This is a genomic window from Erwinia pyri (assembly GCF_030758455.1).
Lineage (GTDB): Bacteria > Pseudomonadota > Gammaproteobacteria > Enterobacterales > Enterobacteriaceae > Erwinia > Erwinia pyri.
In genome coordinates this window covers 3,933,181-3,954,135 of the sequence record NZ_CP132353.1, presented here as the reverse complement: position 1 = coordinate 3,954,135, position 20,955 = coordinate 3,933,181, and the positions used below count along the sequence as shown (strand labels likewise).

Sequence of the window (20,955 nt, the reverse complement as noted above, 5' to 3'; positions counted from 1 at the left end):
ACAATTACGGCAGCGATCAGCATGAGATTAATCCGGCTCTGCCAATGGATCGTCTCAGACGCGACCATTCATTGACAATCCCTTGTTGTAACCCATGCTCTCTTTGCACACAATAAGTCCAACAATTTGGCTTTACGCGGAAAAAGAGGTCGATAAGCGGCAAAAAGTTGCCATGCTTAGGATCCAGAGCCAGTAAATAAAATTAAGAAGACGTTGTGCCCAGCTGGAATCAGGGCCGGCAACATAATCAGGAGTGAGCGTGCCACGAATTCATGTCTATTGCATGTTAGGTCTTTTAGCTGCTGCACCCTTTGCTGAAGCGGCCACCGTGCGACTGCAGGTGACAGGGTTATCCGGGGATTTACAAAAAAACGTCCGTGCGCGGCTCTCCACCATCTCAAGTGATGAGATTTCGGCCGATGGTCGTTTTCGCGCCCGCGTCAGCGATGCCGTTAAAGAGGGCCTTAAAGCGCTGGGTTATTACGATCCAACCATTGAGTTCGATCTTCAGCCTCCGCCTGCAGGCGGTAAAAGACCGGTATTGATCGCCAAAGTGACGCCGGGCGAGCCAGTGAAGCTGGCGGGTGAAACGGTGATCATCCGTGGCGAAGCGCGTGAAGATAAAGATTATCAGGCGCTGGTGAAAAACGGCCGCGGAAAGATCGGCGGCGTTCTGAACCACAGTGACTATGACGGCTTTAAAAGCTCCCTGAGCAACATGGCGCTGCGCAAAGGTTACTTTGATGGTGACTATGCCAAAAGCCAGCTGGGCGTCTCTGTGGAGCGGCGGGAGGCCTTTTGGGACATCGATTACGACAGCGGGCAACGTTATCGCTTTGGCGACGTCAGTTTTGAAGGTTCGCAAATCCGCGAAGAGTATCTGCAGAATCTGGTGCCCTTTAAAAAAGGGGATTATTACAGCTCGCGCGATTTGGCCGAGCTGAACCGCCGTTTATCCGCAACCGGCTGGTTTAACTCTGTGGTGGTGGCGCCTGAATTCGACAAATCCCGTAAAAACAAAATTCTGCCGTTGCACGGTGTGGTCAGTCCACGCACGGAAAACACCATTGAAACCGGCGTGGGCTACTCAACAGATGTAGGGCCACGGGTCAAAGCAACCTGGAAAAAGCCCTGGGTCAACAGCTACGGGCACAGCCTTACTACCAGTGCCAACGTCTCGGCACCGGAGCAGCAGCTCGATTTCAGCTACAAGATCCCGCTGCTGAAAAACCCTATTGAGCAGTATTACCTGCTTCAGGGAGGGCTGAAAAGAACTGACCTTAACGACACCAAATCTGACTCCTCCACGCTGGCGGCGTCCCGCTACTGGGAATCCTCCTCCGGCTGGCAACGCGCGATTAACCTGCGCTGGAGTCTGGATCACTTTACCCAGGGTAACGTCACCAACACCACCATGCTGCTCTATCCGGGTGTAAGCGTTAACCGCACCCGCTCCAGAGGGGGATTAATGCCGACGTGGGGTGATTCACAACGCTACTCTCTCGACGTCTCTGATACCACCTGGGGTTCAGATATCGACTTCGCCGTGGTGCAGGCCCAGAACGTCTGGATACGCACGCTGGCCGATAAGCACCGCTTCGTGGCGCGCGGTAACCTCGGCTGGATTGAGACCAATGACTTTGACAAAGTCCCGCCGGATCTGCGCTTCTTTGCCGGGGGCGACCGCAGCATTCGCGGCTATAAATACAAAGGTATTTCGCCGCGAGATGAGGACGGTAAGCTGACCGGTGCCTCTAAACTGGCTACCGGCTCGCTGGAGTATCAGTACAACGTAACGGGCAAATGGTGGGGAGCGGTCTTTATTGACTCTGGTGAAGCGGTGAATGATATCAAGCAAAGTAACTGGAAAACTGGCGCAGGCTTCGGCGTGCGCTGGCAGTCGCCGGTGGGGCCGATCAAGCTCGATATTGCCCGACCGGTTGGGGATGATGAAGATCGGGATATACAGTTTTACATCGGATTGGGGCCTGAACTATGAGTCGCTGGAAAAAGGTCCTTATTGGCATCCTGATTTTCCTGCTGCTGCTGCTGGGCGGCATCGCATTTTTAATTGGCACCACGACCGGACTGCATCTGGTGTTGAACGGCGCGGCGCGCTGGGTTCCTGGCCTGGCGATCAAACAGGTGGACGGCGGCTGGCGTAATCTTACGCTGAAAGGCGTGCAGTATGAGATGCCGGGCGTCACCGTTAACGCCGGGGAATTTCACCTGGCTCTCCAGTTGGGCTGTCTGAAAAACAGTGCCTTCTGCGTGAATGACCTGGCGCTGAAAGATGTCAACGTGGTGGTGGACAGCAAAAAAATGGCGCCCGCTGCGCCTGCGCCAGAAGAAGAGGAACCCTCCTCCGGCGATTTGAGTACGCCTTATCCCATCACGCTGCGTCAGCTGGCGCTGCATAACATCAACGTAAAAGTCGATGACACGGCAATCTCGCTGGCCGATTTCACCTCGGGACTCAACTGGCAGGGACGGGCGCTGACGCTGAATCCCACCCATATTCAGGGCCTGTTGATCGCCTTGCCCAAAGCGGCGAAGGTAGCTAATGAAGAGGTCGTACAGCCGAAAGTGCAGCAGCCGAAGCCGGATGAACAGCCGCTGGGCGAAACCCTGAAGGCGATGTTCGCTAAACCGTTGCTGCCGGATCTGCCGGACTTCAAAATGCCGCTGGATGTTGATGTTCAGCAACTCCTCGGCGAGCAGCTGCGTATTACCGGCGACACAGATATCACCGTGAACCGACTGCTGCTGAAAGCCAAAACGCAGGAGAGGTTGCTGCATCTGGAGACGCTGGATGTGGATTCGCCACAGGGCCAGCTGAACGCGCAGGGCCAGGCCACGCTTGCCGATAACTGGCCGGTGAACCTCACGCTTTACAGCGCGCTCAACGTCGATCCGATCAAAGGCGAGAAGATCAAAATGACGGTAGAGGGCGGTCTGCGTGAGCAGCTCAACCTTGCGCTGAATCTCTCTGGCCCGGTGCGGGTACAAATGGACGCCACTACCCGGCTGGCAGAGGTGGGTTTACCGCTCTCGATAAATGTGCAGAGTCCGCAGCTGCGCTGGCCGCTGACTGGCGAAACGCAGTATCAGGCCGATAACGTTAACTTCAGCTTTAAAGGAAAAGCGACGGATTACGTGATGTCGCTGAAAACCGCGTTGAAGGGGCAGGGCATTCCACCTGCCACCGTGACGCTGGATGGCAAAGGCAACGTTGAACAGTTCGCGCTGGATAAGCTGCGGCTTGCGGCGCTGGAAGGGAATACCGAGCTCACCGCGCTGGTGGACTGGAGCAAAGCGATCAGCTGGCGCAGCGAGCTGACGCTTTCCGGCATCAATACCGTGAAACAATACCCGGACTGGCCTGCGAAGCTGGAAGGTAAAATTACCACGCGCGGCAGCCTGTACGGCGGAAGCTGGCAGATGCGCGTGCCGGAGCTGAAGCTGCGCGGCAACGTTAAGCAGAATGCCGTTACTGCGGACGGCTCGCTGTACGGCAACAGCTATAACCAGTGGGATATCCCGGGCCTGAAGCTGGTGCTGGGTCGTAATAATATCGATCTCAAAGGATCGCTGGGCGACAAGCTTAATCTGGATGCCAACATTGATGCACAGCATCTGGATAATGCCCTGCCAGGGCTTGGCGGCGTAGCGAAAGGCACCATCAAAGCGCGCGGCGACCTGAAAACGCCGCAGCTACTCGCTGACCTGACCGCAACCGGCCTGCGCTGGCAGGCGCTCACTATCGCCCGTGTGATGCTGAAAGGGGATGTCAGTTCAGGTGAGCAAATACAGGGCAAGCTGGCTCTTGAGGTGGATCGACTGCAACAGGATGCGCTGGCTCTCTCAAAAATCACGCTGGACGCCAGCGGCAGTGAAAAGCAGCATCAGCTGAAGCTGAACGTGATCGGCGAACCGGTTTCCGGCCAGCTCGCCCTGAACGGCAGCTTCGATCGCGCTACTCAGCGCTGGAAAGGGTCACTGAACAATACCCGTTTCGACACGCCGGTAGGGGAATGGCGCTTAACCCGCGCTATCGCGCTGGATTACCTCAACAGCAGCCAGACCGTCACTGTCGGGCCGCACTGCTGGCAAAACCCCAACGCGGAGCTGTGCGTGCCGCAAACCATTGAGGCAGGCCCTTCCGGGCATGCAAAAGTGGCGCTTAACCGCTTCGATCTGGCGATGACAAAGCCGTTCCTCGGCGAGGGGACGCAGCTCAGCGGCATCTTCACTGGCGATGCTGACGTAAGCTGGAGCGCTGGCGGCGGTCTGCCGCAGGGCCGCGTCTCGCTGAAGGGCAACGGCGTGAAGGTGGAGCAGGATGTGGAAGGCAACACGCTGCCGATCGCATTTGACACGCTGAACCTGAACGCGGTGCTGCGTAACGGTCGCGCCCAGCTCGACTGGCTGATCCATATTGCGAATAACGGTCAGTTGGATGGCAACGTGCAGATTGCCGATCCGGAGGGCAGGCGCACGCTGTCGGGTAACGTCAATATCGCCAACCTGTCGCTGGCGCTGCTTAATCCGGCGCTGATGAAGGGTGAGAAGGTGGCCGGGATGGTGAACTCCAGGCTGCGGCTCGGCGGCTCTCTGCAAAAGCCGCAGGTGTTTGGCCAGCTCGGCCTGAAGGATGTGGATGTCGATGGCAGCTTTATGCCGGTTGACCTCACCGCCGCCAACCTGAATATGGTCTTCAACGGCATGAGCTCCACGCTGGAAGGGCTGGTGCAGACTTCCAAAGGGCAGCTCACCCTCAGTGGCGGCGCGGACTGGAACGTGCTGGACGCATGGCGCGCACGCATAGCGGCGAAAGGGGACAAAATCCGCGTAACGGTGCCGCCAATGGTGCGCATGGACGTTTCACCCGATCTGGTGTTTGAAGCCACGCCGCAGCTGTTCAACCTGGACGGTCGCGTGGACATTCCCTGGGCGCGGATTACCGTGCAGGAAGTGCCGGAGAGCGCCGTGGGGGTCTCCTCCGATGAAGTGCTGCTGGATAAAAACCTCAAGCCCATCGCGCCGAAATCCACCGCGATCCCGATCAACAGCAATCTGGTTATCCATGTGGGTGACGACGTGCGGCTCAGCGCCTTTGGCTTGAAAGCTAAACTGAATGGCGATCTGAAAATGGTGCAGGACAGACGTGGCCTGGGCCTTAACGGGCAGATCAACATCCCATCCGGCCGCTTCCATGCGTATGGACAGGACTTGATTGTGCGCAAAGGTGAGCTGCAGTTTGCCGGTCCACCGGACCAGCCGTATCTTAATATTGAGGCGATCCGTAATCCTGAAGCGACCGAAGATGATGTAACCGCAGGCGTCAGAGTGACCGGGCTGGCCGATGAACCCAAGGCAGAAGTCTTTTCTGACCCGGCGATGTCGCAGCAGGAAGCCTTGTCCTATCTGCTTCGCGGGCAGGGTCTGGACTCTACCGGCAGCGACAGCAGTGCAGTAACCTCCGCTTTAGTGGGATTGGGGCTTGCGCAAAGTGGGCAGGTTGTGGGTAAAATCGGGGAGACCTTCGGTGTGAGTAACCTGGCCCTGGACACGGCTGGCGTCGGTGACAGTCAGCAGGTCCAGGTCAGTGGCTATGTTCTGCCGGGTCTACAGGTAAAATACGGTGTTGGCATATTTGATTCACTGGCGACGTTAACCTTGCGTTATCGCCTGATGCCCAAGCTCTATTTGGAAGCGGTGTCTGGTCTCGACCAGGCTCTGGATTTGCTCTATCAGTTTGAGTTCTAGCAATGCGAATAATTGTCTATGGCAGCTTAAGGCGTAAGCAAGGCAACAGTCACTGGATGACCAACGGGCAGTGGCTGGGCGATCATCAGATCGACGGCTATGAGCTTTACAGTTTGGGTCTTTATCCCGGCGTGGTGCCGGGAAACGGACGGGTTTATTGCGAAGTTTACCGCATTGATGCGTCCATGCTGGGTGAGCTGGATGCGCTCAGAACCAAAGGCGGGGAGTACAAACGTCAGCTGATGCAAACGCCTTATGGTAGCGCGTGGCTCTACGTTTATCAGCGTTCGGTTGTCGGGAAAAAACAGATTGTCAGCGGCGACTGGCTGCTGCGCGATGCGGTCGATCCCACCGAAGAGAAATCATAAAAAACACCGCTCACTGAGCGGTGTTTTTTTATCAGTAATTTGCGAAGCAGTGTGTAAAAAAACAGCTGTTTTTTGACTAAGAGAAGCGAAGCTGAGAAACTCACCCCACCACTTTTGATTCTGTAGCAGAGCCTATCATGACTACTCATTATGAAAATGATTTCTATGGATGGACACTTGAGCAGGCTGAATTACTGCGTACTGGTAATCTGGATCAATTAGACACAGGGAACCTGCTTGAGGAAATTGCGAGCATGGGTAACAGTGAGCGACGTGAACTGGAATCACGGTTGGAAGTCCTGCTTCAGCATTTACTGAAATGGCAATATCAGCCCTCATATCAGGGGCGTAGCTGGCAATTAACACTTGCAGAACAACGTCGGAAAATTATTCGCCGTTTGAGTCGAAATCCCAGCCTCAGGAAAGAGCTGCCTGAACTGGTAAATGATGCCTATGGTGATGCTATTTTGTCTGCTGCGCGAGAGACCGGCATAGAAGCGAAACAGTTTCCGCAGGTCTGCCCCTGGGAATGGGACCAGATAATTGATGAGGCATACTACCCATAAAAAAAACACCGCTCACTGAGCGGTGTTTTTTTATCACGATACGAAAGGTTATTTTTTCGCAGCGCGTTCGAAAGAGGCAACAATTTCAGCTTTAGCCGCTTCAGCGTTGTCCCAGCCTTCCACTTTCACCCATTTGCCTTTTTCCAGCGCTTTATACTGCTCGAAGAAGTGAGTGATCTGTGCACGCAGCAGTTCTGGCAGGTCGTTCACATCTTTGATGTGATCGTACTCTTTGGTCAACTTGGTGTGCGGTACGGCAACCAGTTTGGCATCTTCGCCAGACTCGTCGGTCATTTTCAGCACGCCAACCGGACGGCAACGAATTACCGAGCCTGGCTGCAGTGGGTAAGGGGTAGGGACCAGCACGTCTACCGGGTCACCGTCTAAAGACAAAGTGTGGTTGATGTAACCGTAGTTGCACGGATAGAACATCGCGGTAGACATAAAGCGGTCCACGAACAGAGTGCCGGAATCTTTGTCGACTTCATATTTGATCGGATCGGCATTGGCCGGGATCTCGATAACAACATAGATGTCTTCTGGCATATCTTTGCCCGCTGGAACCAGGTTCAAACTCATGGTTAATTCCTTTATTCAGTCTTAATCGAGTGACGCTCATTATAGCCAACTGAAAGTGAAAGTATCCCCCCTTTTTACCCTTTCGGAATGCTCCAGTACTGGGCTGACGGCTGCGCCGGGCAAACGGCTGCAACAGCTTAATTGCACTCATCCGGATTGCCGCAGCTTTGAGCCAGAGATTTCAGCGCCAGCGCCTGGTTTTTAACCAGCGTCACCTCCTGAGCCCCTGCCTGTAGCGAAGCCTGAGTACCGCCATCACTCAGTCGGGCTTTAGCGGCTTCCAGCCAGCTGTCACGGTATTTAAGCCAGGCACGCTGAGCACTTTTTAATTTGGCTTGCTGTTCTGAATTCAGGAGGGCGGTAAGTCTGGCGTACTGCTGATTCATCTCTTTGTCCCAGGCGACAGTCGCCGCGCTAAAACAGCGCTGCATCGCCAGAGTGGTTGCGGCTTTATTCAGGCAGCTCTGCTGGGCAGCATCAATCGGATGAATAGTGGCATGAGCGTTAAACATAAACAGCAGGGCCGCGATGGCCAGGGCAATTTTTTTCATAAAAATACTCTTAATAATGTTTAAAAAAAATTCAGCCGAACCGGTTTTGCCATGATGTTAACCCCTTTTGCCCGGCCGGTCTTATACGTTGATAAAGCTCGCTTCTTCAGACAGAAAGCAAAATTGATCTATATCAATCTCGTATGACCTCTGATCGTTTTTACTTCATTTTTGCTAAAGATTGCCGAATTCGTTGCCGATAATCTCATCGCTTTGGGGGTTCATGGATTAACAACTTTAGTGAGGATTACGCAACATCATGCTTAAAAAAATCTCAATCAGAAACGGGTTATTAGCCTTGCTAACGTTGATGACGTTAATGCTGCTAAGCGTCAGCCTGATGGGCATCAGTGCCATTAATAAAGGAAATCGCTCGCTGGACGTCGTTAACCGCATTCAGGGCGTCGAGTTAAACAGCCTTTTTCTTGCCAATAACGGTCTGCTTCGTTCGCGCGCCACAGCTGCGTTAGCGGTAAGAAAGATGGAGATCGGCATGATCGATGACGCGACCGCCACGACAAACAGGGCCGAAAGCTACCTTAATACGTCACGGCAGGAACTAAAAAAGTTTGTTGATGCGGGCACCATAACCGCACAAGGTAAAAAGCTGGCGGATGCCATCGTAACCAGCTACAGCACCTATCTTGAGCAGGGTATTCAACCGATGATGGTTGCCCTGAAGCAGCAGAATACCGATGCTTATTACACTCTTCTGGAAGAAAAATTCACGCCGTTGAACTCTGCCTTCAATAAATCAGTGGAAGACTTCAACCTCTTTGCGAATCAGGTTTCAGATTCTCAGCTGGCAGAAACAGCAAAAAACCAGCAGATGCTCACTCTCCTGATCGTTTTCTGCGGCATTCTGACGGTTATTCTGCTCTCTGGTTCCTGGCTGTTATTGCGGGCGATCCTGCTAAAGCCACTGGATTCAGCTATTGAGCACCTGGAATTTGTGGCGGCTGGCGATTTGACGCAGCTGTTACCAGAAGGCGGCCGAAATGAGCTGGGCAGGCTGAACACCGCACTGGCTGAAATGCAGGCTTCTCTGCAACAGTCGGTCAGCCGCGTGCGGGATGCCAGCCTGCAAATTGATATCGGCAGTCGGGAGCTCTCTTCAGGCAACCTCAACCTTGCCCAGCGTACGGAAGAGTCTGCCGCTTCGCTCGAGCAAACGGCGGCCAGCATGGAGCAGCTTACTGCTACCGTGAAGCTGAATGCGGAAAATGCCAGTCAGGCGCACCAGTTGGCAAGATCGGTGTCGGACAGTGCCGATAAGGGCAGTGAAGTGGTCAGCTACGTGATGGAGAAAATGCAGGATATTTCCAACAGCTCCAGACGCATCGGCGACATTCTGGGCGTGATTGATGGTATTGCCTTCCAGACCAATATCCTGGCGCTGAACGCCTCTGTGGAAGCGGCACGTGCGGGCGAGCAGGGCAGGGGCTTTGCGGTGGTTGCTAACGAAGTCCGCACCCTGGCGCAGCGTAGCGCAACGGCTGCAAAAGAGATCCGTGAATTAATCAGTGAATCACAGTCCAGAGTGAATGAAGGATCGCAAATGGCGACCCGGGCCGGGGAGACCATGGATGAAATCGCTACCGAGGTAATGCGGGTTACAACGCTGATGAAAGAGATCTCCAGCGCCTCTCAGGAACAGAGCCATGGGATTGAGCAGGTGAACCAGGCCGTCACGCAGATGGATGAGGTCGCGCAGCAAAATGCGGCACTGGTTCAGCAGGCTGCGGCCGCTACCCAGTCTCTTGAAGAGCAGTCTCAGCAGCTGGTGCAGTCGATGGCAGCGTTCAGGGTCAGTGCGGCCTGAGAACCGACGTAAAAAAGGGCGATCCTGAGATCGCCCTTTTCAATGCTGACCTGAAAGCGTTACGCGTCCGGGAATTCGCGCAGGAAGCGCTCCTGATCGTTCACCATGTCGGTATTACCAACAAAGAACGGTGAACGCTGGTGCAGCGTCTCTGGCGTTAAATCAAGAATACGGTTTTGACCGTCGCTGGCTTTACCGCCAGCCTGCTCGGCCAGGAACGCCATTGGGTTGCACTCATACAGCAGGCGCAGCTTGCCTTGCGGATGGCTGGCAGTGCTTGGGTAGAGGTAGATGCCGCCTTTCAGCAGATTGCGGTGGAAGTCCGCTACCAGCGAGCCAATATACCGTGAGGTGTAAGGTCTGCGGGTAAGCTGATCTTCTTCCTGACAGAACTTCAGATACTTTTTCACGCCCTGCGGGAAACGGATGTAGTTTCCTTCGTTGATGGAGTAGGTGTAACCCTTTTCCGGGAACTCCATTTTTTCCGCGCTGAGGCAGAATACGCCCAGTGACGGATCGTAAGTGAAGGCGTGAACACCGCAGCCAGTGGTGTATACCAGCATGGTTGAGGAGCCGTAAACCACATAGCCGGCAGCAACCTGCTGGTTGCCAGGCTGAAGGAAATCTTCCTCAGTGACCGGCGTGCCTGCCGGGGTAATGCGGCGGTAGATAGAGAAGATGGTGCCAACAGAGACGTTAACGTCAATGTTTGACGAGCCATCCAGAGGATCCATCAGCACCACATATTTCCCGTTTTCCACCCCTTCGAAGATCACAATCTCATCTTCTTCTTCAGAGGCGATACCGGCAACGATTCCGCGCGCTTTCAGGGCCGCTTTGAGTTTTTCATTGGCAAACAGATCGAGCTTCATCTGCTGTTCGCCCTGAATGTTTTCGACGCCGCTGGCGCCCAGAATATCCACCAGGCCAGCTTTGTTAATATCACGGTGAATGATTTTCGCGCCCAGCTTAATGGCTGAAATCAGCGCGGTCAGCTCACCTGTGGCGTGAGGAAAGTCGTGTTGCTTCTCGACGATGAATTCGCCTAACGTTTTCATAACACTATCCCTGAATCTGCGGTTGAACAGCAGCCTGCTTTACAAACTGCCAACGTATGCGTACGCAGTTTAGCCGATTGAACGCTAAAGAACATAGGGCAAATCCGTTTCTTCCTCGCAGCGGGGACGCTACACTGTGCGCCGGACTTTCCTGTTAACGGATCTATTATGCGTATTCATATCCTCGGTATCTGTGGCACTTTTATGGGCGGCCTGGCCATGCTGGCCCGCGCGCTCGGCCATGAGGTGACCGGTTCAGACGCCAACGTTTATCCGCCGATGAGCACGCTGCTTGAAAAACAAGGCATTGATTTAATTCAGGGTTACGATCCTTCCCAGCTCGACCCGGCCCCCGATCTGGTGATCATCGGCAATGCCATGACGCGCGGAAATGCCTGCGTGGAAGCGGTGCTTGAACGTAACATTCCTTACCTCTCTGGCCCCCAGTGGCTGCATGATTTCGTACTGCGCGACCGTTGGGTCATCGCCGTCGCCGGAACCCATGGAAAAACCACTACGGCAGGCATGGCGGCATGGATTTTACAGGCGTGCGGCCTCGAACCCGGCTTTGTTATTGGTGGCGTGCCGGGAAACTTTGATGTTTCAGCAACTTTAGGAAAAAGCCCATTCTTCGTCATCGAAGCGGACGAGTACGACTGCGCCTTTTTTGATAAGCGGTCGAAATTCGTGCACTACTGCCCGCGCACGCTGATCCTCAACAATCTTGAGTTCGATCACGCGGATATATTTGACGACCTGAAAGCTATTCAGCGTCAGTTCCATCATCTGATCCGTATCGTGCCGGGACAGGGTAAGATCCTGCTGCCTGAACATGATGTCAACATCAAACAGGTGCTCTCCATGGGCTGCTGGAGCGAGCAGGAGAGCGTGGGTGAGTCCGGCCGCTGGCAGGCGAAAAAGCTGACACCAGATGCCTCTCGCTGGGAAGTCTGGCTGGACGGTGAACGCGTGGCGGAAGTGAACTGGGCGCTGGTGGGCGAGCACAACATGCATAATGGCATGATGGCGATTGCGGCCGCGCGGCACGTGGGCATTAAACCGGAAGATGCGGGCCTGGCACTGAACGACTTTATCAATGCCCGCCGTCGTCTGGAGCTGCGTGGTGAAGCGAATGGCATCAAGGTCTATGACGATTTTGCCCATCATCCTACCGCTATTCTGGCGACCATGACGGCGCTGCGCAGCAAAGTGGGCGGCACGGCGCGCATTCTTGCCGTGCTGGAACCGCGCTCCAACACCATGAAAATGGGGATCAGCAAGGACGATCTGGCGCCTGCGCTGGCCAGAGCCGATGAAGTGTTCCTGTTCCAGCCGCACCACATTCCGTGGCAGGTTTCAGAAGTAGCCGAGGCGTGCGTGCAGCCTGCTCACTGGAGCGCGGATGTGGATACATTAGTGGAGATGATTGCTAAAACGGCGCAGCCGGGCGACACCATTCTGGTGATGAGCAACGGTGGGTTTGGCGGCATTCATCAGAAGCTACTGGAAAGACTGGCGAAGTAAGCGCGCCGGGCGCAGTGAAGAGAGTAAAGGGGGCGGAGAAATTCGCCCCCTCGTTATATCCGTAGGGGGAGATCCGCGGCGCCAGTAAGCTTAACGATCGCAGGTGTGGGGCATCTCTCCTGAAGGCGGGGTTATTCCGCCCGTTCAGGATCAAGCCTCAGCCAGATCGCGAAGGTACTGGAAGATTTGACGGTAGGCTTTGGGCGGCTTGTTGGCGGCTTTCTCTTTCTGTGCATTACGGATCATCGCACGCAGCTGCTGGCGATCCGCATCGGGATAGAGTGCCAGCACGTCCGGCACGGCATCGTCGCCTTCCGCAACCAGACGGTCACGCAGCACTTCGAGCTTGTGGAACAGCGCAACCTGCTGGTTGTGACGGTTCTTCAGCTTGTCCAGCGCCAGGCGGATCGGCTCTTCATCGCGTGAGCGCAGCATTTTACCAATCAGCTGCATCTGACGGCGGCGGCCCTCTTTCTTGATCTTCTGCGCCAGCTCAATCGCGGCGCGCAGATCTTCATCCAGCGGGATCTTGTCCAGCGAGTTCTTGCTTAACTCAACCAGTTCTCCACCCAGGCGCTTGAGCTCCTCGGCGTCACGTTTTATTTCACTTTTACTGACCCAGATAATCTCTTCATCTTCTTCTTCTTGATTATCGGGTACATCATCAAGCCAGTCGTCGGGCTGTTTAGTCATGGGAGGTTCCTAAAAAAGAGGCTAATGCTATCAGGAAACTTAGGCTACTGCGAAATTGTTCTCTGAGTCTGTTAGACTCAAATGAACCCTTATCCCGAATGAATCTGGAAATCTGCCGTTTTCACCGCGGCCAGAGCAGCCCTAATCAATTATATGGTAGGTCCATGAAATTACTCTCCCAAGTTGCAGAACAGCGTAAAACCCTCGAACAGGCGGTAGCGACAGCACTCGAACTGGCAAAAGTCAGCACCGATGGGGCGGAAGTTGCCGTGACCAAAACCACCGGTATCAGCGTCAGCACCCGTTTTGGTGAAGTGGAAAACGTAGAATTCAACAGCGATGGCGCACTCGGCATCACCGTCTACCATCAAAACCGCAAAGGCAGCGCCTCCTCTACCGATCTCAGCCCCGAGGCGATTAAACGCACCGTACAGGCGGCGATCGATATCGCCAAGTTTACCTCGCCCGATCCTTATGCTGGCGTAGCCGATCGTGAACTGCTGGCCTTTGATGCCCCCGATCTGGATCTCTATCACCCGACCGATCTCGACCCCGATCGCGCTATTGAGATGGCCGCTCGCGCAGAGCAGGCGGCGCTGAAGGCGGACAAACGCATTACTAACACCGAAGGGGGCAGCTTCAACAGCCACATCGGCATGAAAGTGTTTGGTAACAGCCACGGCATGATCCAGGGCTACTCTTCCAGCCGCCACTCCATCTCCAGCAGCGTGATTGCGGAAGCCAATGGCGATATGGAGCGTGATTATGCCTATACCATTGGCCGCGCTATTGAGGATTTGCAGTCGCCTGAATGGGTTGGCGAAGAGTGCGCGCGCCGCACGTTGTCGCGCCTCTCGCCGCGCAAGCTCTCCACCATGAAAGCGCCGGTCATCTTTGCTGCGGAAGTGGCAACGGGATTGTTTGGTCATCTGGTTGGGGCCATCAGTGGCGGCAGCGTCTACCGTAAATCCACTTTCCTGCTCGATTCCCTGGGCCAGCAGATCCTGCCAGAGTGGCTGACCATTCAGGAGCAGCCGCATCTGCTGAAAGGGCTAGCCTCCACGCCGTTCGACAGCGAAGGAGTACGTACCCAGCAGCGCGATATTATCAAAGATGGCGTGCTACAAACCTGGCTGCTGACCAACTATTCTGCACGCAAGCTGGGGCTGCAGAGCACCGGGCACGCTGGTGGGATCCATAACTGGCGCATAGCTGGTCAGGGCGACAGCTTTGAGCAGCTGCTGAAAAAGATGGGCACCGGTCTGGTAGTTACTGAGCTGATGGGGCAGGGCGTCAGCGGCATCACCGGCGACTATTCCCGCGGTGCGGCAGGTTTCTGGGTGGAAAATGGCGAGATCCAGTATCCCGTCAGTGAAATAACCATCGCCGGTAATCTTAAAGATATGTGGCGCAATATGGTCACCGTCGGCAGCGATATTGAGCTGCGCAGTAATATCCAGTGCGGCTCGGTGCTGCTGCCAGAAATGAAAATAGCCGGGCAGTAATTCCGTCATTTAAGCGTATTATTATGGGGTGGCCACAGGTCACCCCTTTTTGTCGTGCTTTTCACATAAAAATAAGGAATTGCGCCATGCGTAGAACGTTACTGACTTTGTTGACGGCTTCTTTGTTATTCTCCAGCGTTTCGGCGCTGGCCAGCCTGGAAGAGGATATGGATATTCTGAATGGCAACTTGCGTACCGTCACGAAAACGGATGATGTTGCAGAATTTAAAAAAGCGCTGACCGATATGCGCGCCGCCGCTGAAGATGCCAAAACGCAAACGCCCGATAAGTTAAAAGGGCAGCCTGCCGACAGCGCCCAGATGAAAGACTTTCATGCTGGACTGGATAAGCTGATAAGTCAGATAGATACCAGCATGAAGCTGGCAAATAGTGGCGACCTGGCGGGCGCGAAAGAAGAAGCGAAAAAATTTGCCGACACGCGTAACGAGAATCATAAGAAATTCCGTTAAATTCTCTGGAGTAGTATTGGTATTTAAGGGCTCAGCCGGGCCCATTTAATTTCGTCATTTCCATCCTGTTTTCCGCGCCTCCTCGCCATTATAAGTTTTACCTATCTCATCAGCCTGATGGGGCTTTCCTGTATGCCTTTTTTCTTTCCTGCTGCGCGAAATTATCGCGGCTGGCGGGAATAACGTGACTTATCTCTCATTTTTATCCTCTTTCTGCATGAAATAACCATTTTGTGGCCTGACCCACACCCGCTGGCTCTATTTCCACTTCGAAGTGGAAAAAGTCGGTCTATACACTTTTCCCGGCTGGGGCTAATTTATTTTTAACGCGAAAAAACACCGTTCTGGCTGGACCAGAGCGAAATACGAGGAGCGCAGTGTGAATAATGGAGCGGTATCCGTGAACGGGGCTGAAAGTGAGCAGGCGATTCAGACGCTGGCAGAGAGAGTAATGGCGCAGATTGCTGACCTGTTTGCGGCAAAAGCGATCGTCCCCAATGCGGTGCAGCAGCAGATGCTCGCCTCGCATGTTAAGGCGATGGCGCTGCGCTCCCTGACCGGCGAACCGCTGCCGGAAGTGGAGGAGGAGCTGTTTGAAGATATCTCCCCTGAGTCGATGGCGCTGGCGCAGCAGGTCGTGGATCTGTTCGGCAACCTGCCGAAAGAGGAGGCCTGGCTGCTCTCTGTTCACTTTGAAGTGGCAAAAGAGAACGACTAACCGCAGGCGCCATCCCGGATTAAAAACTTACAAATTCAATTAATTAAGGAACAGAGCATGTCACAAGTCATCGTAGTTATCGGCGATCGTTTAGGGAAAGGGCAGAAAGTGGCAGCGGGCGTTGAGAAAGCTGGCGGCAAAGCGGTGGTTGTGCCGGGCGTGGCGGCAGATATGAAGCTGGGCGACGTGATGAAGGCTGAGAACGCCTCATTCGGCATCTCTTTCTGCGGCAGCGGCGGTGCAGGTGCAATCACTGCGCAGAACAAATATGGCTACAAAGCGAAACACGGCATGCGCTCGGTTGACGAGGGCGTTACCGCCATCAATGAAGGTGCCACGGTGCTGGGCTTCGGTTTTATGGATAAAGAGGAGTTAGGTGAGCGTCTGGTGCAGGCCTGGACCAAGAAGCACGGTAGCTAATTGATGAAGGAGCACTTCACCACCACGGTGAACGTCAGCGGCAAGGGTGACAGTAAAGAGCGCGCCTTTGCCGATGCGCTGAGCCGGGTACAGAACACGGTCCTGAAAGCGACCAACAAAGTTCTGCTGCGGATTGAACCCCAGGATGTCGTCGTGGTTCACGCCCGGGAGAGTGTCAGAAAGGAGAAGTTCCTGTTTTTCTTTCTGGCAAGAGAGCGACGGAATTACAGCGTAGAGCTGGATATTACCGTCAACGTAACGGTGATTGACACTGACAAAGTCAATTTCATTACGCAATAAAGCACTGCCTGTAAGGGCAGCAATAACCATGACTTAAAAACGTTGGCGCAAGCCTGAAAGGAAAGACTGATGTTTTTAATTATTCTCTTTAAGTCGCTCATCATCGGCGGTCTTGTCGGTGTGGGCGTCGGCGCTGGTGCAGCGCGTATGTTTCACGCACCAACAACGCAGGGGATGGGGGCGTTTCGTACACTGGGTGAACTGAATTCCTGTGAAGGCGATCCCGCCTCTCACTTCTCCTTTGGCCTGGGCTTCTTCTTTAACGCCTGGGCTTCCTCTGTGGCCGCCGGTTCCTTCACGCAGGATGTTGACCACCGCATCATCCCACACTGGGGCGCGTCGGCACTGATGGTGAAAAACCGCAACGTAGCGGAAACCCTGCACGATCCGAAAAAAATGGCGATTGCCTGCGGCATCATCGGCATGATCGTCGTGGCTTTCCTGAACTCCACGGCTTCCGCCGTTCCGGCAGCGCTGCAGGTCACCGCCGTTAAAGTGCTGGTGCCAGCGGCAAACCTGCTGGTGAATACGGTGATGCCGGTGATTTTCTGGCTGGCAGCTATCGACGCGGGCAAAAAATCGGGCTTTTGGGCAACCATCTTCGGCGGTCTCGCGCAGCTTATTATGGGTAACGCCGTACCGGGTCTGGTGCTGGGCATCCTGATCGGTAAAGGCGTGGAGGAGAGCGGCTGGAACAAAGTGACCAAAATCATGATGGTGGCGATTGTCCTGCTGTTCGTGCTGAGCGGCTTCTTCCGCGGCTTTGATATGAAGATGCTGCAATCCTTCCAGCTTGGCGTGCCAGGGTGGCTGGAGATGATCCACAACTCCCTGAGCGGCAAATAAGACGAGGACAATGATAATGGAAGAGTCAAAAAGCGGTTTCTGGTATGCCGACTGGTCTTTCCCGATTTTTGTCGGGTTGCTCTCAGCCGGGGTTTTTGCCGGTACGCACATGTATTACACCTACGGCCTGGGTGCCTTTAACGAAGTGGCTTTCGTATCGATGCTGCGCGCAGGGATGGAAACTGGCGTCTACGGCGCGGTCGCGGCTTTCGGTGCCAGCTTCCTGTTTGCCCGTATTATTGAGGGTTCGCTGGTGGGGATCCTGGACATTGGTGGCGCGATCCAGACCGGCGTGGGCCTTGGCGTTCCCGCGCTGCTGTTGGGGGCGGGCATTGTTTACCCGGTCGCCAACTTTGGCGCTTCGCTGGTCACCGGCCTGGTAATTGGTCTGGCTATCGGCTATCTGATAATCCTGGCGCGTAAGTTCACCATCAATAACAGCGACTCCACCTACGGTGCGGACGTGATGATGGGGGCGGGTAACTCCTCCGGCCGCTTCCTGGGGCCGCTGATCATCCTCTCTGCGATGACCGCGTCGATTCCGATCGGCTTAGGGTCGCTGATTGGCGCGCTGCTGTTTTATCTCTGGAACAAGCCGATTACCGGTGGCGCAATCCTGGGTGCCATGCTGCTGGGAGCTTTCTTCCCGGTTGCTCTCTAGAAGAGACGGCGGCTTGCCTGAAGTAGTGGGCAAGCCGCTGTGACGGGTGCCACAGCATCCGGTGAAAGAAGGAGTTTGCCATGTTTGACCTCATTATCCGTCGTGCACGACTGCCCGATGGCAGCCTGACCGACATCGCCGTGCAGCAGGGGAAAATCGCTGCAGTGGGCGAAGTAAGCGGCAGCGTTGCCCAGGAACGTGATCTGGCGGGGCGTTACTGGCTGAGCGCTGGCTGGATCGATTCCCACGTCCACTGTTATCCAAAATCCCCTATTTATCATGATGAAGCGGACAAGATCGGCGTATCTACCGGCGTCACCACCGTGGTGGATGCAGGCAGTACCGGCGCCGATGACGTAGACGAATTTTATCAGCTAACCCGCAACGCCAGCACCCAGGTCTATGCGCTGCTGAACATTGCCCGTACCGGCATCGTGACGCAGAACGAGCTGGCCGACATGAAGCAGATAGACAAGGTTGGCGTACGCGATGCGGTGCAGCGCCTGCCTGGTTTTATCATCGGCATCAAGGCGCGCATGAGCAGCAGCGTGGTGGGAGCCAACGGCATCAATCCGCTGATCCGTGCGAAAGAGATCCAGCACGAGAACGGCGATCTACCGCTGATGGTGCATATCGGCAACAACCCGCCGGATCTGGATGAGATAGCCGATCTGCTGACCGGTGGCGACATTATTACCCACTGTTACAACGGCAAGCCTAACCGCATCCTGACGCCTGCCGGGGAGCTTCGCGCTTCCGTAAGCCGGGCTATTCAGCGCGGCGTCCGGCTGGATGTGGGGCACGGCAGCGCCAGCTTCAGCTTTGAGGTGGCTCGCGTGGCGATTGCCCGGGGCATTCTGCCGCACAGCATCAGTTCCGATATCTACTGCCGTAACCGGCTACATGGCCCGGTCTATACCCTGGCGCATGTGATGTCCAAATTCTTCAACGTAGGCATGACCCTGCCGCAAATTATCGCCTGCGTTACGCACCAGGCGGCAGAAGGGCTGCGACTGCACAGCAAAGGCCGGCTTGAGCCAGGCATGGACGCTGACCTGACTATTTTTGACCTCAAAGAGGAAACCTGCCTGTTTACCGACTCCGAAGGGCAGTCCGTGGCAGGCGAGAAACAGCTGGTGCCGCTGGCCGCCATCGTGGCGGGACAATGGTTCATTACCGACGAAGGGAAAAAGCATCATGTCTTCGATTTATGAAAAATATGGCCTGAAACAGGTGATTAACGCCTCTGGCCGCATGACCATCCTGGGCGTTTCCACGCCGAGTGCCGACGTGGTTGAAACGGTAAACTATGGCCTGAATCACTATTTCGAAATGAAGGATCTGGTCGATAAAACCGGCGCGTACATCGCTAATTTGCTGGGTGCGGAAGATGCCGTGGTGGTCTCCTGCGCTTCCGCGGGGATTGCGCAATCCGTGGCGGCGGTGATCGTTAAGGATGATGAGTGGCTGCTGGAGAATCTGCACGCCGCCCCGCTGATTGTTCCTCACGACATTGTGGTGCCAAAAGGGCATAACGTGAACTATGGCGCGCCGGTGGGCACCATGGTTGCGCTGGGCGGTGGTCGCCTGGTAGAGGCTGGTTATGCCAACGAGTGCTCAGCCGATCAGCTCTCTGCTGCGGTTACGCCGCAGACAGCCGCTATTCTCTATATCAAATCTCACCACTGCGTGCAGAAGAGCCACCTCAGCGTTGAACAGGCTGCGGTTGTTGCCCGCAAGCATGGCGTGCCGCTGATTGTGGATGCCGCCGCAGAAGAAGATCTGCAGTGTTACTACCAGTATGGCGCTGATTTAGTGATCTACAGCGGTGCCAAAGCTATTGAAGGGCCAACCAGCGGGCTGGTGATGGGGCGTAAACAGCCGGTTGAGTGGGTGAAGCGCCAGTCGATGGGTATTGGCCGGGCGATGAAGGTAGGGAAAGAGGGCATTCTGGGGCTGACCCAGGCGATTGAAAACTATCTGGTGCAGGAGAAAGTCTCCGGTGCACAGATGGTGGAGAAAATGACGCCGTTTATCAACAGCCTGAACTCTCTTCCTGGCATTACTTCCCGCGTGGTATGGGATGCAGCAGGACGTGACATCGCCCGCACCGAAATCCATTTTGATGAAGCGGTGATTGGCCATACCACTGGCGAAGTGGTGCAGGCGCTGAAAACCGGCGACATCGCCATCTATTTCCGCGGCTATAAAGCCAATGAAGGCATCGTTGAGGTAGACGTCCGCAGCGTCTCCCCTGCGCAGCTGAATACGATCTATGTTTGCATCAAATCATTGTTATCAGGAGAAAAAAACGCATGACGCTGACCCCTAAATTTTATCAGGAGCGCGTCTGTCTGAACGTGCTGGCCGGTTCCAAAGAGAATGCCCGTGAGATCTGGGAAGCGGCTGAAGGCCATGTGCTGGTGGGCGTGCTGTCGAAAAACTACGACAGCGTGGAGAGTGCCGTAGCGGATATGCGTGAATATGCCGCTCTGATTGATAATGCGATCTCTGTTGGCCTGGGCGCGGGCGATCCTAACCAGTCCGCGATGGTCAGCGCCATTTCCGCTGAGATCCAGCCGCAGCACGTTAATCAGGTCTTCACCGGTGCAGCAACCAGCCGCGCACTGTTGGGCCAGAGCCAGACCGTGGTGAATGCGCTGATCTCCCCAACCGGCAGCGTGGGCCAGGTAAAAATCTCTACCGGACCGCTGAGTTCTCAGGCCGCCGATGCGATTGTGCCGGTGGAAACCGCCATCGCCATGCTGAAGGATATGGGCGCAAGCTCGGTAAAATATTTCCCGATGGGCGGTCTGAAATCGATTGATGAGTTCAAAGCCGTGGCAAAAGCGTGCGCAGAGCACGACTTCTGGCTGGAACCTACCGGCGGCATCGATCTGGAAAACTATGAAGCGATCCTGCAGATCGCGCTTGAGGCGGGCGTGCCGAAAATCATCCCGCATATCTACAGCTCCATTATTGATAAAGAGAGCGGCAACACGCGCCCGGCCGACGTCAGCACCCTGCTGGCGATGACCAAAAAGCTGGTTGGTTAAGCTAAACCGGCGGGCGCTCTGCCCGCCGTTATCCCTCTTTCCTGAACTT

The 20,955-nt window shown here is 55.1% G+C and carries 20 protein-coding genes; 16 read left to right on the top strand and 4 right to left on the bottom strand.

The window, feature by feature from the left end; translation table 11 throughout:
• Positions 1–283 precede the first annotated feature (283 nt).
• From tamA to Q3V30_RS18700, 4 genes are all read left to right on the top strand, one after another.
• Complete coding sequence (tamA, locus tag Q3V30_RS18715) at positions 284–1,999, top strand: autotransporter assembly complex protein TamA (RefSeq protein WP_306213248.1); 1,716 nt, start codon at positions 284–286, stop codon at positions 1,997–1,999.
• Positions 1,996–5,769, top strand: a complete 3,774-nt coding sequence (gene tamB / locus Q3V30_RS18710) for an autotransporter assembly complex protein TamB (protein ID WP_306208355.1) — start codon at positions 1,996–1,998, stop codon at positions 5,767–5,769. The genes tamA and tamB overlap by 4 nt, the downstream gene beginning before the upstream one ends.
• A 2-nt stretch (positions 5,770–5,771) precedes the next feature.
• Positions 5,772–6,137: a gamma-glutamylcyclotransferase family protein gene (locus Q3V30_RS18705; RefSeq protein ID WP_306208353.1), complete on the top strand. Its 366-nt coding sequence runs from the start codon at positions 5,772–5,774 to the stop codon at positions 6,135–6,137.
• A 137-nt stretch (positions 6,138–6,274) separates the two neighbouring features.
• On the top strand, positions 6,275–6,703 hold the full coding sequence (locus Q3V30_RS18700; RefSeq protein WP_306208351.1) for a DUF29 domain-containing protein: 429 nt from the start codon (positions 6,275–6,277) through the stop codon (positions 6,701–6,703).
• Between the two features lie 48 nt (positions 6,704–6,751).
• Here Q3V30_RS18700 and ppa read toward each other — a convergent pair whose 3' ends face one another.
• Complete coding sequence (gene ppa / locus Q3V30_RS18695) at positions 6,752–7,282, bottom strand: inorganic diphosphatase (RefSeq protein ID WP_306208349.1); 531 nt, start codon at positions 7,280–7,282, stop codon at positions 6,752–6,754.
• Between the two features lie 137 nt (positions 7,283–7,419).
• Positions 7,420–7,833 (bottom strand): lysozyme inhibitor LprI family protein, encoded by a 414-nt coding sequence (locus Q3V30_RS18690; protein ID WP_306208348.1) that lies wholly within the window; start codon positions 7,831–7,833, stop codon positions 7,420–7,422.
• A 259-nt stretch (positions 7,834–8,092) separates the two neighbouring features.
• On the opposite strand from Q3V30_RS18690, the gene Q3V30_RS18685 reads away from it, so the two are divergent.
• Complete coding sequence (locus Q3V30_RS18685; RefSeq protein ID WP_306208346.1) at positions 8,093–9,655, top strand: methyl-accepting chemotaxis protein; 1,563 nt, start codon at positions 8,093–8,095, stop codon at positions 9,653–9,655.
• Positions 9,656–9,714: 59 nt separating this feature from the next.
• On the opposite strand, the gene fbp is transcribed toward Q3V30_RS18685, so the two are convergent.
• Positions 9,715–10,713 carry a class 1 fructose-bisphosphatase gene (gene fbp / locus Q3V30_RS18680; RefSeq protein ID WP_306208344.1) on the bottom strand — a complete coding sequence of 333 codons (999 nt, stop codon included), beginning with the start codon at positions 10,711–10,713 and terminating at the stop codon, positions 9,715–9,717.
• Positions 10,714–10,881: 168 nt separating this feature from the next.
• Here fbp and mpl point away from each other — a divergent pair, with 168 nt between their 5' ends.
• On the top strand, positions 10,882–12,237 hold the full coding sequence (mpl, locus tag Q3V30_RS18675) for a UDP-N-acetylmuramate:L-alanyl-gamma-D-glutamyl-meso-diaminopimelate ligase (RefSeq protein ID WP_306208342.1): 1,356 nt from the start codon (positions 10,882–10,884) through the stop codon (positions 12,235–12,237).
• A gap of 150 nt (positions 12,238–12,387) precedes the next feature.
• Here the strand turns inward: mpl and yjgA are convergent, their stop codons facing one another.
• The gene (gene yjgA / locus Q3V30_RS18670; protein WP_306208340.1) at positions 12,388–12,930 is read right to left on the bottom strand and encodes a ribosome biogenesis factor YjgA; all 543 of its coding nucleotides are present in this window, start codon (positions 12,928–12,930) and stop codon (positions 12,388–12,390) included.
• 164 nt (positions 12,931–13,094) lie between these two features.
• On the opposite strand from yjgA, the gene pmbA reads away from it, so the two are divergent.
• The 10 genes from pmbA (at position 13,095) to dagF (ending at position 20,906) form a co-directional block, all read left to right on the top strand.
• Positions 13,095–14,435 (top strand): metalloprotease PmbA, encoded by a 1,341-nt coding sequence (gene pmbA, locus Q3V30_RS18665; RefSeq protein WP_306208337.1) that lies wholly within the window; start codon positions 13,095–13,097, stop codon positions 14,433–14,435.
• 86 nt (positions 14,436–14,521) lie between these two features.
• Positions 14,522–14,905, top strand: a complete 384-nt coding sequence (cybC, locus tag Q3V30_RS18660) for a cytochrome b562 (RefSeq protein WP_306208335.1) — start codon at positions 14,522–14,524, stop codon at positions 14,903–14,905.
• 379 nt (positions 14,906–15,284) lie between these two features.
• Positions 15,285–15,623 carry a glycine dehydrogenase gene (locus Q3V30_RS18655; RefSeq protein WP_306208333.1) on the top strand — a complete coding sequence of 113 codons (339 nt, stop codon included), beginning with the start codon at positions 15,285–15,287 and terminating at the stop codon, positions 15,621–15,623.
• A 57-nt stretch (positions 15,624–15,680) separates the two neighbouring features.
• Positions 15,681–16,043, top strand: coding sequence for an SFCGS family glycine-rich protein (locus tag Q3V30_RS18650; protein WP_306208331.1), 363 nt, complete (start codon positions 15,681–15,683; stop codon positions 16,041–16,043).
• A gap of 3 nt (positions 16,044–16,046) precedes the next feature.
• Positions 16,047–16,343 (top strand): DUF4312 family protein, encoded by a 297-nt coding sequence (locus Q3V30_RS18645; protein ID WP_306208329.1) that lies wholly within the window; start codon positions 16,047–16,049, stop codon positions 16,341–16,343.
• Between the two features lie 69 nt (positions 16,344–16,412).
• Positions 16,413–17,189 carry a DUF4311 domain-containing protein gene (locus Q3V30_RS18640; protein ID WP_306208327.1) on the top strand — a complete coding sequence of 259 codons (777 nt, stop codon included), beginning with the start codon at positions 16,413–16,415 and terminating at the stop codon, positions 17,187–17,189.
• Between the two features lie 16 nt (positions 17,190–17,205).
• The gene (locus Q3V30_RS18635; RefSeq protein WP_428979216.1) at positions 17,206–17,850 is read left to right on the top strand and encodes a DUF4310 family protein; all 645 of its coding nucleotides are present in this window, start codon (positions 17,206–17,208) and stop codon (positions 17,848–17,850) included.
• An 80-nt stretch (positions 17,851–17,930) separates the two neighbouring features.
• Complete coding sequence (locus Q3V30_RS18630; protein WP_306208323.1) at positions 17,931–19,064, top strand: amidohydrolase/deacetylase family metallohydrolase; 1,134 nt, start codon at positions 17,931–17,933, stop codon at positions 19,062–19,064.
• Positions 19,048–20,169 (top strand): DgaE family pyridoxal phosphate-dependent ammonia lyase, encoded by a 1,122-nt coding sequence (locus Q3V30_RS18625; RefSeq protein ID WP_306208322.1) that lies wholly within the window; start codon positions 19,048–19,050, stop codon positions 20,167–20,169. Before Q3V30_RS18630 ends, Q3V30_RS18625 begins: the two co-directional genes overlap by 17 nt.
• Positions 20,166–20,906 (top strand): 2-dehydro-3-deoxy-phosphogluconate aldolase, encoded by a 741-nt coding sequence (gene dagF / locus Q3V30_RS18620; protein ID WP_306208320.1) that lies wholly within the window; start codon positions 20,166–20,168, stop codon positions 20,904–20,906. The genes Q3V30_RS18625 and dagF overlap by 4 nt, the downstream gene beginning before the upstream one ends.
• Positions 20,907–20,955: the final 49 nt, after the last annotated feature.

Coding starts and splice junctions, on each gene's coding strand:
- tamA (WP_306213248.1), top strand. CDS start 284: ATGTTAGGTCTTTTAGCTGCTGCACCCTTTGCTGAAGCGGCCACCGTG.
- tamB (WP_306208355.1), top strand. CDS start 1,996: ATGAGTCGCTGGAAAAAGGTCCTTATTGGCATCCTGATTTTCCTGCTG.
- Q3V30_RS18705 (WP_306208353.1), top strand. CDS start 5,772: ATGCGAATAATTGTCTATGGCAGCTTAAGGCGTAAGCAAGGCAACAGT.
- Q3V30_RS18700 (WP_306208351.1), top strand. CDS start 6,275: ATGACTACTCATTATGAAAATGATTTCTATGGATGGACACTTGAGCAG.
- ppa (WP_306208349.1), bottom strand. CDS start 7,282: ATGAGTTTGAACCTGGTTCCAGCGGGCAAAGATATGCCAGAAGACATC.
- Q3V30_RS18690 (WP_306208348.1), bottom strand. CDS start 7,833: ATGAAAAAAATTGCCCTGGCCATCGCGGCCCTGCTGTTTATGTTTAAC.
- Q3V30_RS18685 (WP_306208346.1), top strand. CDS start 8,093: ATGCTTAAAAAAATCTCAATCAGAAACGGGTTATTAGCCTTGCTAACG.
- fbp (WP_306208344.1), bottom strand. CDS start 10,713: ATGAAAACGTTAGGCGAATTCATCGTCGAGAAGCAACACGACTTTCCT.
- mpl (WP_306208342.1), top strand. CDS start 10,882: ATGCGTATTCATATCCTCGGTATCTGTGGCACTTTTATGGGCGGCCTG.
- yjgA (WP_306208340.1), bottom strand. CDS start 12,930: ATGACTAAACAGCCCGACGACTGGCTTGATGATGTACCCGATAATCAA.
- pmbA (WP_306208337.1), top strand. CDS start 13,095: ATGAAATTACTCTCCCAAGTTGCAGAACAGCGTAAAACCCTCGAACAG.
- cybC (WP_306208335.1), top strand. CDS start 14,522: ATGCGTAGAACGTTACTGACTTTGTTGACGGCTTCTTTGTTATTCTCC.
- Q3V30_RS18650 (WP_306208331.1), top strand. CDS start 15,681: ATGTCACAAGTCATCGTAGTTATCGGCGATCGTTTAGGGAAAGGGCAG.
- Q3V30_RS18645 (WP_306208329.1), top strand. CDS start 16,047: ATGAAGGAGCACTTCACCACCACGGTGAACGTCAGCGGCAAGGGTGAC.
- Q3V30_RS18640 (WP_306208327.1), top strand. CDS start 16,413: ATGTTTTTAATTATTCTCTTTAAGTCGCTCATCATCGGCGGTCTTGTC.
- Q3V30_RS18635 (WP_428979216.1), top strand. CDS start 17,206: ATGGAAGAGTCAAAAAGCGGTTTCTGGTATGCCGACTGGTCTTTCCCG.
- Q3V30_RS18630 (WP_306208323.1), top strand. CDS start 17,931: ATGTTTGACCTCATTATCCGTCGTGCACGACTGCCCGATGGCAGCCTG.
- Q3V30_RS18625 (WP_306208322.1), top strand. CDS start 19,048: ATGTCTTCGATTTATGAAAAATATGGCCTGAAACAGGTGATTAACGCC.
- dagF (WP_306208320.1), top strand. CDS start 20,166: ATGACGCTGACCCCTAAATTTTATCAGGAGCGCGTCTGTCTGAACGTG.